Source organism: Deinococcus sp. YIM 134068, from assembly GCF_036543075.1.
GTDB classification, from domain to species: Bacteria; Deinococcota; Deinococci; order Deinococcales; family Deinococcaceae; genus Deinococcus; species Deinococcus lichenicola.
In genome coordinates this window covers 1-15,933 of record NZ_JAZHPF010000020.1, presented here as the reverse complement: position 1 = coordinate 15,933, position 15,933 = coordinate 1, and the positions used below count along the sequence as shown (strand labels likewise).

Sequence of the window (15,933 nt, the reverse complement as noted above, 5' to 3'; positions counted from 1 at the left end):
GCGACCCGCCCAAGCCGTCTTCGACAAACCTTCAAGAAAGGTGAGCGCGCCGTTCGTGCGGACGCGGCAGGCTGAGCGGCATGACCCTCCCCCTCACCCCGCCCGCCCGCGCCCCCGGTGCGCGCCTCGCCCTGACGCTCGCCCTCGCGCTCGGTGTGGGCGGCGCGGGGGCGCAGACCAGTCAGACCACGACCCCGGCGCGGACGACCCAGACCCAGACCACGACGACTCAGACCACGACCCAGACGACCACCCAGACGGGCACGACCCTCACGCTGGACGCCGCGCTCGCCCGACTCGCTCAGGCCCCCAGCGTCACCCAGGCGCAGCTCAGTGTGCAGGTCGCGCAACAGAACCTGAACGCGGCCCGCAGTGCCCTCGGCCTGAGCGTGAGCGTGACGGGCAGCACGACCTACACGGGCGGCTACACGACCACGGGGGACGACGGCACGACGAGCGCCACGGCAGCGAGCCTCGGCGGAAGTGCGGGCGTGCAGGCGAGCCTCGGGCTGCTGCCGTGGTCGAGCGGGCAGTCCACCCTGCGCCTCGCGCAGCGCAGCCTGACGCTCGCGCAGGCCAGCCTTCAGGCGGCGGGGGCGAGCGCGCGGCTCAACGTGTATCAGCAGTACCTCGCCGCCGTCGTCGCCCAGCGGGACGTGGCCCTCGCCACCGACACCGTGGCCCTGCGCCAGCGCCAACTGGAAATTGCCCAGACCCGCCGGGCGCAGAACAACGCCACCCAGGAGGACGTGCTCACCGCGCAGGCGAACGTGCAGCTTGCCCAGGCGTCGTTACTGGAGGCGCGCAGCAACCTCGAAGTCGCCCGCCTGAACCTCGCGGCGGTGCTGAATCAGACGCTGACGGGCGTGACCTTCTCCACCACGCCAGCAAGCACCTTCACCCTGCCGGACCTGAATACCCTCGTCACCCGCGCCCGCACGGCTACGGTGGATGTCGTGGACGCGCAAAACGACCTCGCCGCCGCCCAGGAGACGCTGGAGGAGCAGCGGCGCAACGCCCGCCTCCCCGACCTGACGGCCAGCCTGCGTTACGGCCCGGCGAGCAGCGGCGGCGTGAACGCGAGCGTCAGCGTGCTGGAGGGCGACGCGGCGGTGGGCTACAGCGTGCCCTTCGGCGGCAGCGGCGTGAGTGCCACCAACCGGGTCGTCGCCAGCGTGACGGGGAGTTACGTGGTCTACTCACCCGCCCTGCGCGCCCAGATTTCCGCCGCCGAGGCGAACGTGACCCAGGCGCAGCTCACCCTGAACGTGGCCCAGCAGAACGCCGAGCTGAACGTCCGCACCCTCTACAGCACCGCCCAGACGAACATCACCGCCCTGCAAACGAGCGCCACGCAGGTGGAGGTCGCCCAGGCCACCCTCACCGCCGCGCGCGCCCGCCTCGCCGCCGGGACGGGCACCGCCGACGCCGTGACGAGCGCCCAGATCGCCCTCGCCCAGGCCCAGCGCGACCTCGTGCAGGCCCGCGTCACCGTGCAACTCGCCCTCATCCGCCTTGTCAACGCCGCCGGAGGCACCCAGTGAAGCGCGTCCTCGCCACCCTCTCCCTCGCCCTGCTCCTTCCCACCGCCGCCGCCCAGACCAGCGTGACCGTCACCCGCGCCGTCACCTCCGCCCTCGCGGGCGGCACGGACGTGCGGACGGCGCAGGCCAACCTGGAGAAGGCGACCGCCACCAACCGCGCCGCCCAGGCCGACCCCAGCACCCTCGCCGCCGCGAAGCTCGCCGCGCAGAACGCGCAGGCCCTCGCCACGGTGCAACTGCGAGCGGCCCGCCTCTCGACCCTTCAGAACACCGTCACGGCCTACACCGCCCTGCTGGAGTCGCAGGAGAACGTGGAACTCCAGACGTTGCAGGTGCAGGTGGACCGCAAGGCCCTGCAAGTCGCCCAGGTCAAGCTCAGCGTGAGCAATGCCACTCAATTGGACGTGCAGCGGGCGCAGAACACCCTCTCCGGCAGCACCCAGGACCTCGCCGACGCCCGCGCCCAGGTCAACCTCGCCTCCGCGCGCCTCGCCACCCTGACCGCGCTGGGGAGCAACGTGCGGGCGGCGGCCCTGACGGGCGTGCCCACCCTCAAGACCAGCCTCGCCACCCTTCGCTCGGCCCTGAACGCCAACCTCACGGGCGTGGTGAGCGCCCAGCAGGCCGTGACGGAGGCGCAGCTCGACGTGCGGCTCGCCGACAACGACTTCACGCCCGCCCGCACCCTCGCGGACGCGCGCACGACGCTGGCGAACGCCCAGCGCACCCTCGACGCCGCGCAGAAGAACGCGGGCACCACGCTGGCGAGCGCCTACCAGACGGCCCAGAACGCCGCCGAACAGCTCCGGGTGGCCCAGAGCCGTGAGGCCGCCGCGCAACGGGCTTATACGCAGGACGCCGCCCGCCTGAGGAGCGGCACGATCAGCGCCGTCACCCTTCAGGAGACGCAACTGGCGCTCAAGCAGGCCCAGTACGCCCGCGTGCAGGCACAGGACGCGGTGCTCGAATCGCTCGCGGCCCTCTCGGTGGCGGCAGGCCAGAACCTGACGGGCATCGGCGGAACACTGTAGGCCGGATGGGGAGGAGGAGGCCGAGTTGAAGCCTCCCCCTCCTCGTTTGCTGGCGACTGGCGGCTGGCGGCTGGCGGCTCTCCATCTCAAAGCTGCCGCTGCAACTCCCCCAGCAGCCCCCGCACCGCCTCCGCCCCCGCCGTGAGCAGCCGCACGTACTCCCCCGGCGTGATCGGCCCCTCCTCCGCCCCGCCCTGCGCCTCGATCAGCAGCCCCGAGTCGGTGGCGACCACGTTCAGGTCGGCGCGGGCCACCCGGTCCTCGGCGTAGTCGAGGTCCACGCGCAACTCGTCGCCGACGAGGCCGACGCTCGCCGCCCCGACGACGTGGGTGATCGGCCACTCCGAGAGCTTGCCCAACAGGATCAGCCGGTCGGAGAGGTCGTGGAGGGCCGCATACCCGGCCAGAACACTGGCGACGCGGGTGCCGCCGTCGGCCACGAGCACGTCGCAGTCCACATAGAGCGTCTGGTTGCGGAAGTGGCGCAGGTCCACCGACGCCCGCAGCGCCCGCCCGAGCAGGCGCTGAATCTCGTGGCGGCGGCCATTCTGGAGGTTGCGCTCGCGGGCCTGACGGTCGGTCGTGGCGCGCGGAAGCATGGCGTACTCGGCGGTGAGCCAGCCCTCCTTCTTGCCGCGCATGTGCGGAGCGGGCTTGTCTTCCACGGAGACGGTGGCGAGAATCTCGGTGCGCCCGAGCTTGAGGTGCGCGCTGCCGGGCGCGTGCGGATTCACCCCGCGTTCCACCGTCAGTGGTCGGGGAGTCAGGGCGTCGCGGCCCGTGCGGGCGGGAAGGGAAAGGGTCAAGTGCTTACCTGCATAACAGACACATTCTGCCCGCCTTCGCCCACGAGCGTGGTGATCACGGTCCGGGACGCCTCCGGGTCGCCCGTCACGAGGTAGGAGACAGTGCCCGGCCCCTCCTCCGCCCGCAGCAGCCCGGCCCCGCACAGCACGTTCCGGGTGTGCCGCGCGACCGCCGCCCCGCTGTCCACGAGCGCGAAGGTCTCCCCGAACTCGGCGCGGATGCTCCCCGCGAGGAAGGGATAATGGGTGCAGCCCAGGACGAGTTGATCGGCCCCGGCCTCCGCGAGCGGCGTCAGGACTTCTCTCAGCACCGCCCGCGCCTCCGCGCCGTCCGCCCGCCCCAATTCCACGAGCGGCACGAGGTCGGCGCTGACGGCGGTGAGGACCCGCACCCCGCCGGGGTCGGCCCACTGCCGGATCACGTCGCGCAGGAGCGAGCCGCGCAGAGTGCCGGGGGTCGCCAGCACGCCCACCACGCCCGACCGGGTGGCGGCCACGGCGGGCTTCACGGCAGGAACGAGGCCGATGATCGGGAAGGGGTCCCGGCCCGCCCCGTACCGCTCCCGCAGGTGCATCAGGCTGAATGCCGAGGCCGTGTTGCACGCGACGACGACGCCCTTTGCTCCCCGCGCGTGGAGTGCGGCCACCGCCCGCGCCGTCAGGTCACGGATGGTCTCGTCCGGCAGCGCCCCGATGGGCACATGGGCCGTGTCCGCCAGATACAGGAAGCCCTCGCCCGGCAGCTCCCGCCGCAGCTCCGCGAGGACGCTCAGGCCGCCCACGCCGCTGTCGAAGACTCCGAGTGGGCGGTCTGCGCTCATCGGGGAGGATGATAGTGCGCGGGAAGCGGGACGCGGTACGTAGGGAAGAACGCCGTTCCCGCGTCCCGCTTCCCGCGTCCCTTCAGTCCATCGCCTCCCGGATCGTCTCGCCCAACGCCCGCAGGCCCCGGTCGATCTGCTCCGGCGTGGCGCTCGAATAGCTCAGGCGCATGGTGTTCGCCCCGCCGCCGAGCGCGAAGAAGGGGCTGCCGGGCACGTAGGCGACCTTGCGCTCCACCGCCCGCGCGAGCATGGGCTGGGTGTCGATGCCCTCCGGCAGCGTGACCCACAGGAACATGCCGCCCTCGGGGGTGGTGTGTTCTATCCCCGCCGGGAGGTGCTCCTGAATGCGCGCCACCATGTCCCGCGCCCGCTGCCCGTAGGCCCGCTTCACACGCTCGATCTGGCGCGGCAGCACGTCGTCCACGAGTTCGGCGACGATCATCTGGTTCAGGGTCGGCGTGTGGAGGTCGGCCCCCTGCTTGGCCTGCACGAGCTTCTCGATGATGGGCCGGGCCGCCTGCACCCACGCGTCACGCAGTCCGGGCACGAGCGTCTTGGAAAAGGACCCCGAGTAGATGACGTGGCTGCGCTCCGGCCCGCCCATCATCTCCAGCGCGAGGTCGTAGAGGTTCGGCAGCTCCTCGCCCGTGAAGCGCAGCTTGCCGTAGGGGTCGTCCTCGATGACGAGCACGCCGTACTGCGCCGTCAGCTCCAGCAGGTGGCGGCGGCGCTCCAGACTCAGGGTGCGGCCCGTCGGGTTCTGGAAGTTGGGGATGGCGTACAGCAGCTTGGCGGGCTGGGAGGCCAGCACCTCCTCCAGCGCGTCCGTGTCGATGCCGTGGTCGTCGGTGGGAAGCTGCACGTAGCGCGGGCCGTAGGGCTGGAAGGACTGTAACGCCCCCAGGTACGTGGGCGACTCCACCAGCACCACGTCCCCCTCCGAGATCAGGATTTTGCCCAGGAGGTCCAGCCCCTGCTGGCTGCCCGTCACGATCTGCACGTTCTCCGGCCCGATGCCCGCACGCCCCGCGATCCAGCGCCTCAGTGGCGGGTGCCCCTCGGTGGTGGAGTATTGCAGCGCCGCCGCCCCGTAGCGGGTGAGCACGGCGTCGGTGGCCCGCCGCACGTCCTCGATGGGGAAGAGTTCGGGGGCGGGGAGGCCCCCCGCGAAGGAGATCACGTCGGGTTCCTGAGTGATCTTGAGGATTTCGCGGATGGCGCTCGCGTTCATGCGCCGCGCCCGGTCGGAGAGCCGCGCCGTGAAGTCGGGCACGGGCAGGGTGGAGGCTGTCATGGGGCCATCCTACCGCCCCGTGTGGGGGTGCTGTCCCCGTCCGGCAGAGCCGGGCACCCCCCCACCCCTCCCCGTGCGGGTTAAAGTGGGCGTTGCCAAAGGAGGCCCACCCATGCTCGTGACCGGCAACGACATCCTGGTTCCCGCCCGCGCAGGCAAGTACGGCGTCGGCGCGTTCAACACCAACAACATGGAGATCACCCAGGCGATCATCCACACCGCAGAACGGCTGCGCTCCCCCGTGATCGTGCAGATGTCGGAGGGCGCGATCAAGTACGGCGGGCAGGACCTCGCCAACATCGTCATCGACATCGCCACCCGCGCCACCGTGCCCGTCGCCCTCCACCTCGACCACGGCTCGTCCTACGAGAACGCGCTGAAGGCGATCAGGATGGGCTTCACCTCCGTCATGATCGACGCCTCGCACCACGGTTTCGAGGAGAACGTCCACGAGACGCGCCGGGTCGTTGAGGCCGCGCACGCGATGGGCATCAGCGTCGAGTCCGAACTCGGTCGCCTCGGCGGTATCGAGGAACATATCGTCGTGGACGAGAAGGACGCCTTCCTGACCGACCCCGACGAGGCCGTGCGTTTCGTGGAGGAGACGGGCACCGACTACCTCGCCATCGCCATCGGCACCTCGCACGGGGCGTACAAGGGCAAGGGCCGCCCCTACATCGATCAGGCGCGCATCGAGCGGATCGGCGACCTCGTGAGCATCCCCCTCGTCGCGCACGGGTCGAGCGGCGTGCCCGCCGAGATCGTGGGCCGCTTCCGCACCTCCGGCGGGGAAATCGGCGAGGCGGCGGGCATCGCGGACGAGGACCTGGGCCTCGCCACCCAGCACGGCATCGCCAAAGTCAACGTGGACACCGACCTCCGGCTCGCCATGACCGTCGGCGTGCGCGAGGTGCTGACGAAGACCCCCAAGGAGTTCGACCCCCGCAAGGTCTTCGGCCCCGCCCGCGAGGTCATGAGCAGCGTCATCGAGCACAAGATGCGGGTGCTCGGCAGCGTCGGCAAGGCGTAACCTCCCACAATCAAACCCCAGTGGGTGCCCGGCCACAAGCTGATGGGCACCTGACCGCCTTATCCCTTCAAATGAGCATGGGGACGGACAATTCTCACCCGCCGGACGTATCCTCACGTTCGGCATGAAGGCCGCCTCCGTCCCCTTTTCCTCTCCCTCGCGGGCGCTCCTGACGCTGGCCGGGGTGGCTTTCGCCTCGCTGGCGCTGGCGGGCACCACCTCGCTGCCCGGTTCGGGCTGGATGGCAAAACTCGCGGCGCTGCTGCCGCAGCCGGGACAGGTCGTGCAACTGATGGAGCAGCGCCCGAACCTGACGCTGGTGGAGCTGCAACGCCGGGTAACGCTGAGGGGCGGCAGTCCCGACGCCCTGAAGGCGGTCATCGCCAGCGCCGCGAAGGGCCAGAAGCCGAGCTACGACGAGCGGCTGGGGATTCCCCGCGCGGAGTTCGAGCGGTATCTGGTGTTCCAGCCCGTGCTGACGCCCACGGGCAAGGTCGTCAGGCTGCCTCTGACACGAGAGGGCAACCGCCTGCGCTTCGGGGATGCCCCGGCCCTCGGCGGCGTGTTGCGCGGGCTGGTCCTCGACCTCGGCACCGGGGAGTTGCGGACGCCCGAGGGCTTCGTCACCAAACCGCGCCCGATCACCCCCAGCGAGGCCCCCGACCGCACGCTCGACATTCGCGGCGGCTACGAGTGGGTGGTGAAGGGCAACAGCCCCGTCACCCAGAATGGCGTGAACGGCCAGTTGCAACTCCTGCACCTCACGGGCGGGCAGGTCATCTTCAGCTACTACCGCCTGAGCATGATGCGCGGCACGATTCAGGAGGGCGGCATCATCTTCGGGTACAGCCGCTGAGGGTGGGTTCGCCAGGGTGAGCGCTTTGGGGGGCGTTCGCCCTTTTTCATGCGTGCGCCTCGCGTTGAGGATCGTTGGGGCGGGAGGGGCGGCGACGTGAAGACCTGCACCCTGCCCGTTCCCCTCCGAAAGGACAGCCACGCGAATGAGAGGTGGCTGGTCAGGCATCCGACCTCGCCCCACGCCGCGCCCTTCGTCCACCCTCCCCCCAAGATGACGCGCCCCTGACCCCGGTTCAAGAACTCCTCATGTGGGCTTCAGGGCGCGTCACCGGGGGGTCGCTAGGCTGCGGGCATGAGGACAACGAAAGCCATTCTGGCCCTCGCGGCGGCCCTGTCATTGGGGGGCGTGACGACGGCGAACGCGGGGACCATCTCGCCCACGCTGCTGGAGCGGGCCAAGCGCGGCGACCAGAGCACGGTCGGCGTGATCGTGCGCTTCCGCTTCGCCAACGACGCGCGGGGCCGGGCCTTTTTCCGGGAAGCCCGCCAGCAGCTCGACGCCCGCATCCGGCAACTCGGCCCCGCCGCCGGGATCGTGACGCAGGCGCTGGGGTCGGGTCGGGCCACCCAACTGTGGCTCGACCAGAGCGTGTACCTGCCCATGACGCCCGTGCAGGCGCGGGTGCTCGCGGCGCTGCCCTTCGTGGACGCCGTCTTCGAGAACTTCCGGGTGCGGGTGCCGCGTGCGGCGGCCCTCAGCGCCGCGTCGGCCCCCAACGGCACGCCCTGGCACCTCCAGAAGATCGGGGCACCCCAGGCGTGGGCGGCGGGATTGCGCGGGCAGAACGTCCGCATCGGGCACCTCGACACGGGCCTGGACCCCAACCACCCGGAGATCGCCGGGAAGCTCGCCGCCTTCGCGGAGTTCAACGCGGACGGCGACCGCACGGGGGGCGGGGCGCGTGACACCACCAACCACGGCACCCACACGGCGGGCCTGCTCGTCGGCAAGAGCGTGGGCGTGGCCCCCGACGCGCGGCTGATCAGCGCGCTCGTGCTGCCGAACAACGAGGGCACCTTCGCGCAGGTCATCGCGGGGATGCAGTACGTCCTCGACCCGGACAACAACGCCGACACCGACGACGGGGCCGACGTGGTGAACATGAGCCTGGGCATCCAGGGCACCTACGACGAGTTCCTGCCGCCCGTGCAGAACATGCTCAAGGCGGGCGTGGTGCCGGTCTTCGCCATCGGCAACTTCGGCCCGAACGGCTCGACCACGGGCAGCCCCGGCAACATCCCCGACGTGATCGGCGTCGGCGCGGTGGACCAGAACGGCAACGTCGCCAGTTTCAGCAGCCGGGGGCCGGTCGCGTGGCAGGGCAAGATCAACGGCGTGTTCGTGAAGCCCGACGTGGCCGCGCCCGGCGTGGCGATCACCAGCGCGTTCCCGAACGGGCAGTACGGGGCGCTGAGCGGCAGCTCGCAGGCCAGCCCCATCGCGGCGGGGGCGGTCGCCCTGATGCTGGGGGCCAAACCCGGCACGGGCGTGGACGCGATCAAGAGTGCGCTCTACGGCAGCGCCAGCAACGGTTCGAACAAGAACAACAGCGTCGGCCACGGATTGATCAGCGTGCCCGGTGCCCTGAGCCGCCTCGGCGTGAACATCGGCAACCAGGGCAACCAGCCCGCGCCCAGCCCGTCGCCCTCTCCGGCCCCATCCCCGGCCCCCGCCCCCACCCCAAATCCCCCCGCCGCTGGTCGGCCCACGGGTCCGGCGGGCTTCGCGTTCTGCTCGATGGAGTTCGAGGACTGCAAGTTCCAGGGCAAGAAGGAGGCCGCCTTCGGGGCGCAGGGCAAGTTCCTCACGGGCGTCGGCACCGACGGCTTCAAATGTACGGTGCAGGAGTGGGGCAACGATCCCATCGTCAACGTGAAGAAGGCGTGCTTCATCCGCGACGTGCAGGGGTCCGGCTCCGCCCCGGCCCCGACTCCGGCTCCCACCCCCGCGCCGAGCGGGAACAACGGCAAGAAGCCCTCGGTCCTCCTCGTGGACGACGACATGGGCCAGGGGGCCGACGTGACGGCGGCGTTACGTGACGCCGTGAAGAACAACGCCGCGTCCGGCGGGGCCTTCGTGTGGAACGTGCAGGCGCAGGGTCCGGTGCCCCTCAGCGAACTCAAGCAGGCCGACATCGTGGTGTGGGCGACGGGCGAGCAGTACCAGAACACCCTGACGGCGGCGGACCAGAACACGCTGCGTCAGTACCTCTCCGGCGGCGGTCGCCTCCTCGTGACCGGGCAGGACATCGGCTACGACATCGGCACGGGCGACTTCTACCGCGAGACGCTGAAGACCCGCTTCGTCGCCGACTCCTCCGGCAATCCCAAGTTCGTGACGCGCGGAGCCTTCGGCAACACCGCCTTCACCCTCAACGGGCAGGGGAGCGCGGGCAACCAGTACTACCCTGACGTGATCGCCGACCTGAACGGCAGCGCGGTCGTGGCGGGCTGGGGCAACGCGAACGCGAACGCGGGCACCATCAACGCCCAGAGCATCCGGGTGGACCGCAACCGCGCCCGCGCCGAGCAGAAGATCGAGAACCCGCGCGGCCTCGTCGAGCAGCTCGCGAAGGGCGTGATCGGCTCCGTGCTGCGGCAGGTGCTTCAGGGCCAGCAGCAGACCCAGCGCCCCCGCGTCACCGCCCAGAACGCGACCGAGAACGCCGGGGCCATCGTGACGAACGACGCGGGCCGTTACCGCACGATCAACATGGGCTTCGGGCTGGAGGGCCTGTCGCCGCAGAGCCGCGCCGCGTTGATGAAGACGAGCTTCGATTGGCTGATGAGGTAAGCGGTCAGCTCTCAGCCGTCAGCCGTCAGCAAAAAGGGGGAGGGGCCATGTTCGGTCACCTCCCTCTCTCTGTTCTGCTTCACGGGGTTCCCACGAGGGTTAACGGACGGATGAGTACGGTTCAGGCATGCCGACCCTTCGAGAGATCATGACGCCCCACCCCATCACGGTCGATCCGCAGGCCACCTTGCAGGAGGTCGCCACGCTGATGCTGGAGCAGGACATTGGCGCGGTCCTCGTGATGAAGGGCGACCAGCCCACGGGCATCATCACCGACCGCGACATCGTGATCCGGGCGGTCGCCTACGGGCACGGCTCGGGCACCGCCGTCACCGACTACACCACCGGGGACGTGTTCACGATGGAGGCCGACACCTCCGTCGAGGACGCCGCGCAGGAGATGGCCCGCCATCAACTGCGCCGCCTGCCCGTCACCGAGGGCGGGAAGGTGGTCGGAATGGTCAGCCTCGGGGACCTCGCCGTGCGCGCGAGCGGGAATGCGGACGAGGAGGCGCTCCGGGGCGTGAGCGTGCCGAGCGACAACAGCTAGGCAAGAACACAACGCCGAGAGTGCGGGCCACCTTCGAGGGCTGGAGGGTGGCCCATCTCTTTTAACCCCCCCTTTGAACGCTTGATGTGCTCGCCGCCTGTTCTCCCTCCCTCCTTGTGGGAGAGGGCCGGGGAGGGGGTGAACGAGCCTGGCCTCCCAGAACACGCGCCCGTCAACTTCTCCCCATCACCCAACACAAACGGGAGAGGGCCGCCTCCACTCCGAAGACGGCCCCTTTCCACCGCTTCACTTCCGCAATTCACCCAACCGCCGGTATAGCTCCCGCTCCTCGTCGCTCATATCGCCGGGGACGGTGAGGTTCAGGCGCACGTAGAGGTCTCCCCGCGTGCCGTCCTTCCTCGGCCAGCCCTGCCCACGCAGGCGCATCCGGCGTCCGCCGCTGCTGCCGGGGGGGACCCGGAGATTGCCGCTGCCGCCCAGCGTCCGCACGGTCACGTCCCCGCCAAGCGCGGCCACAGGCGCGGGCACGTCCACGGTGGTCGTCACGTCGTCGCCGTCGAGGTCGAAGCGGGCGTCCTCCAACACGCGGATGGTCAGGAGCACGTCGCCGCCGCCCGGTGCCTGCCCGGCGAGGCGCAGCCTGGAGCCGTCGCGCGTTCCGGCGGGCACCCGCAGGCTCAGGCGCTTGCCGTCCACGTTGATCACCTCGTCGGACCCGGCGAAGGCCTCCTCCAGCGTGACCTGCAACTCGCCCTCGACGTTCTGCACGAAGCGCCGCCCCTGGCTGCCCCCCATGCCCGAGAGCAGGTCCTCGATGTTGACCTGAGTGCCGCCCGGTCCGCCTACGCTCCCGCCTCGCCGCCCGCCCATCCCGAACAGGCCCTGGAAGAAGTCGCTGAATTGAGAGGGGTCGAAGCCGCCGAAGTCGCCCCCTTGAAAGCCCCCGCCCGCCCCGCCGTAGCCCGGCGGCACCTGCCCGGTGTGCCCGAACTGGTCGTAGAGCTTGCGTTTCTCCGGGTCACTCAGGACCGCGTAGGCCTCGCCGATCTCCTTGAAACGTTCGGCGGCCTTCTCGTCGCCCTGGTTCTTGTCGGGGTGGTACTGCTTGGCGAGCTTGCGGTACGCGCTCTTGATATCGGCGTCCGAGGCGCTGCGGGGGACGCCGAGCAGGTCGTAGTAGTCCTTGTATGCCATAGGTAGCCTCCAGCTTCCAGCGACCAGCCGCCAGCGAAGGAGAGGGTGTGCTGGCCGCTGGTCGCTGGCGGCTGGCCGCTCTTACCCCTTCCTGCTCACCACCACCCGCGCGGGCCGCACCAGACGGTCGCCCATGCGGAAGCCGCGCTGGTAGACCTGCACGATCACGTCGTCCGCGTCGCCGGGCACCACCTGAAGGGCCTCGTGCCACTGGGGGTCGAAGGTCTCGCCCTCCCGGCCCGTCGCCTCCAGGCCGAGCTGGCCGAAGACACGCAGCACGGTGGACTGCACCGCCTGCACGCCGGGGATGAGCTTGGCCGGGTCGCCACTGCCCATCGTCACGGCGCGGTCGAGGTCGTCGTAGACGGGCATCAGGGACTCGGCAGCCCTGGCGACCCCCTGGCCCTGCGCCGCGTCCACGTCACCCTGGGTGCGGCGGCGGTAGCTCTCGAAGTCGGCGGCGAGGCGGCCCAGCTTGCCGCGCAGGTCGGCGTTCTCACGCTCCAGCTCGTCGGCGCGCTCCAGCTTCGCCATCATCTCCTGCACCTGCCCGAACATGTTCTCGTCCATGCCGGGGAAGCCGTCCAGATCGGCGTCCTCGTCCATGTTGTCGGTCTCGGTGTCGAGGGTGTCGGTGTCCGTGTCCGCGTCGATGGTCTTCGTCTCGCGGCGCGTGCTGTTGGATTCGGTGGTCGCCTGCTCGTTCGTGGTCTTGAGATCGTCGCTATTCGTCATGGTGGGGCCTCGCCTTCTGAACATGGGAAGAAGATAGGGGAGAGGGGGCACGCTGGCCGTCCTCTCCCCCCTGATGTGTTGATGGAGCGGACGTTTACTCGGCGGGCTTGAAATCCGCGTCGATCACGTCGTCTTCCTGCCGGGCCGCACCCCTGCCACCCTGGGGGCCGTCCTGCGGTCCCTGGCCGCCCTGGCTCTGGCTGGCGGTCATGAAGGTGCGGAGTTCCTCCTCCAGCCGCTTCTGGGCGTCGGCGATCTTCTGGTCGTCGTCGCTCCGCACGGCCTCCTCGGCCTCGTCGGCGGCGGCCTTCAGCTTGGTCTTGGCGTCCTCGCTCGCCCCGGCGTTCTCCTCGATCTGGCCGAGGGCCTGCACGCGCAGGGAGTCGAGGTTGTTGCGCTTCTCCACACGCTCGCGGCGCTTCTTGTCGGCCTCGGCGTTCTGCTCGGCCTCCTGCACCATCTTCTCCACGTCGCTCTTGTCGAGGGTCGTGGTGTTCTCGATGCGGATGCTGGCCTCCTTGCCGCTCGTCTTCTCCCGCGCGGTCACGTGCAGGATGCCGTTGGCGTCGATGTCGAACGTCACCTCGATCTGCGGGCGACCGGCGGGCATGGGCGGGATGCCCTCGAGCTTGAAGCGGCCCAGGCTCTTGTTGTCGGCGGCCATCGGGCGCTCACCCTGAAGGACGTTGATCTCCACGCCGGGCTGGTTGTTCTCGGCGGTCGTGTAAATCTCGGTCTTCTTGGCGGGAACGGTCGTGTTGCGCGTGATCATCGGGGCGATCATGCCGCCCTTGACCTCCACGCCCATCGTCAGCGGGGTCACGTCCACCAGCACGATGTCGCCGAGGGACGAGTCGCCCTGGATAATGCCCGCCTGCACGGCGGCCCCGAGCGCCACGGCCTCGTCGGGGTTGACCGACTCGTTGGGCGTCTTGCCCGTCAGCTCCTGCACGATGCGCTTGACGGCGGGAATGCGGGTCGAGCCGCCGACGAGGATGATCTCGTCGATGCCGGAGGCGCTGAGCTTGGCGTCACTGAGGGCCTGCTCGACGGGCTGGCGCACGCGGCGCAGCAGGTCGGCGGTCAGCTCCTCGAACTTGGCACGGCTGAGGTTGCGCTCCAGGTGCTGCGGGGTGCGCGTCTCCGGGTCGAAGGTGATGAAGGGCAGGCTGATGGTCGTCTCGGAGGCGTTACTCAGCTCGATCTTCGCCTTCTCGGCGGCCTCGATCAGGCGCTGGAGGGCCTGCGGGTCCTTGCGGAGGTCGAAGCTGTTCTCCTTCTGGAACTCCGTCGCCAGCCAGTTCACGATGCGCTGGTCGAAGTCCGCGCCGCCGAGGTGGGTGTCACCGCTCGTGGACTTGACCTCGAACACGCCGTCGCCCAGCTCCAGAATCGTCACGTCGAAGGTGCCGCCACCGAGGTCGAACACGAGGACCGTCTCGTTGCCCTTGCGCTCCAGCCCGTAGGCGAGCGCGGCGGCAGTCGGCTCATTGATCACGCGCAGCACGTTCAGGCCCGCGATCTCGCCCGCCTGCTTGGTCGCCTCACGCTGAGAGTTGTCGAAGTACGCGGGAACGGTGATCACCACGTCCCTGATCTTCTCGCCCAGCTTGGCAGAGGCGTCCTGCACGAGCTTCCGCAGCACTTCCGCGCTCACCTGCTCGGGCGCGTAGTCCTTGCCCGCGACCTCGATGCGGACGGACCCGCCGGGGCCTTCCTTCACCTTGAAGGGGCTGCGCGCGGCCTCCTCGCTCACCTCGTCCCAGCGGCGACCGATGAAGCGCTTGACCTCGAAGAGGGTGGCCTGCGGGTTGAGCGCGGCCTGACGGCGGGCGATCTGCCCGACGAGGCGCTCGTCGCCCTTGAAGGCCACGACGGACGGCGTGGTCCGCGCGCCCTCCGCGTTCACGATGACTTCGGGCCGTCCGCCCTCCATCACGCTGATCACACTGTTGGTGGTGCCCAGGTCGATTCCAACGGCTTTTGGCATGGTTGACTCCTTGAAGGGGTAGGATGCTGCGCCCGTATGGGGAGCAGTCCTGTACGTGCGCTCATCATAAGGCCACAGTTCCAAACAGTCAATAGAGTTGAGTGGAGTACGCTCAGGTTGAGGTTGGGCCAGATAGGAGAAGAGGACTCTTTTGCACCTCACCCGCAGGAAGAAACTTCTCCGGTCCGTTCTGCAGCGGAGGGAGAGGGGCGGAAGTCAGCCCCGGCCCCAGCGGAGGTGCCCTGTCCCGTTCTCCTGACCACATCGCCACTTCGGTTCCAGAGTTTCCCGGCCCGCGCGCCCTACACTGGGGTATGACGCCCGGAACCTGCCGCCAGGGGAGCCAGCGACGCGGATGAAACGCGCCACGTGGGGATGGGGCCTCGGTGCCGCCGTGATCGCGCTGCTGCTGATCATCAGCCTCGTCGCGCCGCGCGGTCGCCCGAACGAGCTGCCGCTGGAGGACTTCACGGCGGCGCTGCGGGCCGGGGACGTGGCGACGGCAAGTGTGCAGTACCAGAACAACACGGCCCTGCTGACGGGCGAACTCGGGAGCGGTCAGAATTACCGCACCCGCACTCTCGCCGCCGATCCCGCCGTCACGCTGGCCCGCCTTCAGGCCGCCGGGGTGAACGTCTCCTACGCCTCCAGCACCCGCCTCAGCCCACTCGCCGTCCTCAGCGGCCTGCTGACTCTGCTCCTCATCGTCGGCCTCGTGGTGCTGCTGCTGCGCGGGCGGCAGAACGGGGGCACCGACGCGGCGTCGACGTTCGGGAAGTCGAAGGCGGCGGTGATCAGCGAGGGCCAGATCAAGCTGACGTTTGCGGACGTTGCTGGTTGTGACGAGGCAAAACAGGACTTGCAGGAGGTCGTGGACTTCCTCCGCCAACCAGAGCGGTATCACCAGCTCGGTGCCCGCATCCCCCACGGCGTCTTGCTCGTCGGCCCTCCCGGAAGCGGCAAGACCTTGCTCGCTAAGGCTGTGGCAGGAGAAGCCAAAGTGCCGTACTTCTCCATCTCAGGCTCTGACTTCGTGGAGATGTTCGTCGGCGTCGGTGCCGCCCGCGTCCGTGACCTGTTCGAGCAGGCCCGCAAGAGTGCCCCGTGCATCGTCTTCATCGACGAGATCGATGCGGTGGGACGCAAGCGCGGTGTCAATCTTCAGGGGGGGAATGACGAGCGGGAACAGACGCTGAATCAACTGCTGGTGGAGATGGACGGGTTCGGGAGTGGGCAGGAGGTGATCATCCTGGCGGCGACGAACAGGCCCGACGTGCTGGACGCAGCGTTGCTGCGTCCCGGACGCTTCGACCGTCAGGTGG

The 15,933-nt window shown here is 69.7% G+C and carries 13 protein-coding genes; 7 read left to right on the top strand and 6 right to left on the bottom strand.

Annotated elements, in window-relative coordinates; translation table 11 throughout:
* Window positions 1–80: 80 nt before the first annotated feature.
* Both V3W47_RS15675 and V3W47_RS15670 read left to right on the top strand, forming a co-directional pair.
* The gene (locus V3W47_RS15675; protein ID WP_331826161.1) at window positions 81–1,544 is read left to right on the top strand and encodes a TolC family protein; all 1,464 of its coding nucleotides are present in this window, start codon (window positions 81–83) and stop codon (window positions 1,542–1,544) included.
* Complete coding sequence (locus tag V3W47_RS15670; RefSeq protein ID WP_331826160.1) at window positions 1,541–2,575, top strand: TolC family protein; 1,035 nt, start codon at window positions 1,541–1,543, stop codon at window positions 2,573–2,575. Before V3W47_RS15675 ends, V3W47_RS15670 begins: the two co-directional genes overlap by 4 nt.
* A gap of 86 nt (window positions 2,576–2,661) precedes the next feature.
* On the opposite strand, the gene rph is transcribed toward V3W47_RS15670, so the two are convergent.
* The 3 genes from rph to V3W47_RS15655 all read right to left on the bottom strand — a co-directional run bounded on the left by rph (window position 2,662) and on the right by V3W47_RS15655 (window position 5,499).
* Window positions 2,662–3,381 (bottom strand): ribonuclease PH, encoded by a 720-nt coding sequence (rph, locus tag V3W47_RS15665; RefSeq protein WP_331826159.1) that lies wholly within the window; start codon window positions 3,379–3,381, stop codon window positions 2,662–2,664.
* Entirely contained in the window at window positions 3,378–4,202 is an 825-nt protein-coding gene (gene murI / locus V3W47_RS15660; RefSeq protein ID WP_331826158.1) for a glutamate racemase, read from the bottom strand. Before murI ends, rph begins: the two co-directional genes overlap by 4 nt.
* Before the next feature lie 82 nt (window positions 4,203–4,284).
* Window positions 4,285–5,499, bottom strand: coding sequence for an aminotransferase-like domain-containing protein (locus V3W47_RS15655; RefSeq protein WP_331826157.1), 1,215 nt, complete (start codon window positions 5,497–5,499; stop codon window positions 4,285–4,287).
* Window positions 5,500–5,611: 112 nt separating this feature from the next.
* Here V3W47_RS15655 and fba point away from each other — a divergent pair, with 112 nt between their 5' ends.
* From fba to V3W47_RS15635, 4 genes are all read left to right on the top strand, one after another.
* The gene (fba, locus tag V3W47_RS15650) at window positions 5,612–6,529 is read left to right on the top strand and encodes a class II fructose-1,6-bisphosphate aldolase (RefSeq protein WP_331826156.1); all 918 of its coding nucleotides are present in this window, start codon (window positions 5,612–5,614) and stop codon (window positions 6,527–6,529) included.
* Window positions 6,530–6,653: 124 nt separating this feature from the next.
* Window positions 6,654–7,385 carry a hypothetical protein gene (locus V3W47_RS15645; protein ID WP_331826155.1) on the top strand — a complete coding sequence of 244 codons (732 nt, stop codon included), beginning with the start codon at window positions 6,654–6,656 and terminating at the stop codon, window positions 7,383–7,385.
* A 294-nt stretch (window positions 7,386–7,679) separates the two neighbouring features.
* The gene (locus V3W47_RS15640; RefSeq protein ID WP_331826154.1) at window positions 7,680–10,181 is read left to right on the top strand and encodes a S8 family peptidase; all 2,502 of its coding nucleotides are present in this window, start codon (window positions 7,680–7,682) and stop codon (window positions 10,179–10,181) included.
* A gap of 127 nt (window positions 10,182–10,308) precedes the next feature.
* On the top strand, window positions 10,309–10,731 hold the full coding sequence (locus tag V3W47_RS15635) for a CBS domain-containing protein (protein WP_331826153.1): 423 nt from the start codon (window positions 10,309–10,311) through the stop codon (window positions 10,729–10,731).
* Between the two features lie 246 nt (window positions 10,732–10,977).
* On the opposite strand, the gene V3W47_RS15630 is transcribed toward V3W47_RS15635, so the two are convergent.
* From V3W47_RS15630 to dnaK, 3 genes are all read right to left on the bottom strand, one after another.
* Window positions 10,978–11,886: a DnaJ C-terminal domain-containing protein gene (locus V3W47_RS15630; protein ID WP_331826152.1), complete on the bottom strand. Its 909-nt coding sequence runs from the start codon at window positions 11,884–11,886 to the stop codon at window positions 10,978–10,980.
* Between the two features lie 81 nt (window positions 11,887–11,967).
* Window positions 11,968–12,621, bottom strand: a complete 654-nt coding sequence (locus V3W47_RS15625) for a nucleotide exchange factor GrpE (protein ID WP_331826151.1) — start codon at window positions 12,619–12,621, stop codon at window positions 11,968–11,970.
* Between the two features lie 94 nt (window positions 12,622–12,715).
* Window positions 12,716–14,611, bottom strand: coding sequence for a molecular chaperone DnaK (gene dnaK / locus V3W47_RS15620; protein ID WP_331826150.1), 1,896 nt, complete (start codon window positions 14,609–14,611; stop codon window positions 12,716–12,718).
* A gap of 355 nt (window positions 14,612–14,966) precedes the next feature.
* Here dnaK and V3W47_RS15615 point away from each other — a divergent pair.
* The coding region (locus tag V3W47_RS15615) for an ATP-dependent metallopeptidase FtsH/Yme1/Tma family protein (RefSeq protein WP_331826149.1) at window positions 14,967–15,933 on the top strand (967 nt) is incomplete at its 3' end.